Here is a 1,077-nt window from a genome sequence, read left to right as displayed (position 1 = left end):
TATACAATGGCTATTACCGTAGGTATTAATGGTTTCGGTCGTATCGGCCGTTTGGTGATGAGAATCGCCTTGCAAAGATCAGACATTAAGGTCGTTGCCATCAATGATCCTTTTATTGCTGCTGACTACGCTTCTTACATGTTCAAGTATGACTCCACTCACGGTCAATACAAGGGTGAAGTTAAGAGCGAAGGTGACTCTCTCGTTGTCGATGGTCACTCCATCAAGGTTTTCGGTGAAAAGGACCCAGCTTCCATTCCATGGGGTAAATCTGGTGTCGACTATGTGATTGAGTCCACCGGAGTTTTCACCACCAAGGATGGTGCTCAAAAGCACATTGACGGTGGTGCTAAGAAGGTTATCATCACTGCTCCATCTTCGGACGCTCCTATGTTCGTTGTGGGTGTCAATGAGGACAAGTACACCAAGGACATCAACATTGTTTCCAATGCTTCTTGTACCACCAACTGTTTGGCTCCATTGGCCAAGGTTGTCAATGACAAGTTTGGTATTGAGGAGGGTTTGATGACCACCGTGCACTCGATCACCGCCACCCAAAAGACCGTCGATGGTCCATCCCACAAGGACTGGAGAGGAGGTAGAACCGCTTCCGGTAACATCATTCCATCGTCCACCGGTGCTGCTAAGGCCGTCGGTAAGGTTATTCCTGAATTGAACGGTAAATTGACCGGTATGTCCTTGAGAGTGCCAACCGTCGATGTGTCGGTTGTTGACTTGACCGTCAGATTGAAGAAATCTGCCACTTACGAGGAGATTTCTGAGGCCATCAAGGCTGCTGCCAATGGTCCTTTGAAGGGTATTATGGGCTACACCGAGGACGCTGTGGTGTCCACCGACTTCCTTGGTTCCAGCTACTCTTCCATCTTTGACCAAAAGGCCGGTATCTTGTTGTCTCCTACTTTCGTCAAGTTGATCTCTTGGTATGACAATGAGTTTGGTTACTCCACCAGAGTGGTTGACTTGTTGGAGCACGTTGCCAAGGCTTCCCAATAACTAGCCTCGGACGGCAGCTCGGACTATAAATTGTAGTTTCCCATGAAGCACCATATGTGAAAA

Annotated in this window: 1 protein-coding gene; it reads left to right on the top strand. The window is 48.1% G+C overall.

The annotated features are described in order from the left end of the window. Positions 1–6 precede the first annotated feature (6 nt). Positions 7–1,014: a type I glyceraldehyde-3-phosphate dehydrogenase gene (gap, locus tag H9Y04_RS49100; RefSeq protein WP_187820156.1), complete on the top strand. Its 1,008-nt coding sequence runs from the start codon at positions 7–9 to the stop codon at positions 1,012–1,014. Positions 1,015–1,077 lie beyond the last annotated feature (63 nt).

The sequence above is a fragment of the Streptomyces polyasparticus genome (genome assembly GCF_014493765.1).
Lineage (GTDB): Bacteria > Actinomycetota > Actinomycetes > Streptomycetales > Streptomycetaceae > Streptomyces > Streptomyces polyasparticus.
The sequence above is the reverse complement of the archived record's forward strand: the minus strand, read 5'-3'. Positions and strand labels throughout refer to the sequence as shown.

Excerpts from the sequence above, each read along its gene's own strand:
- gap (WP_187820156.1), top strand. The coding sequence starts at position 7 with ATGGCTATTACCGTAGGTATTAATGGTTTCGGTCGTATCGGCCGTTTG.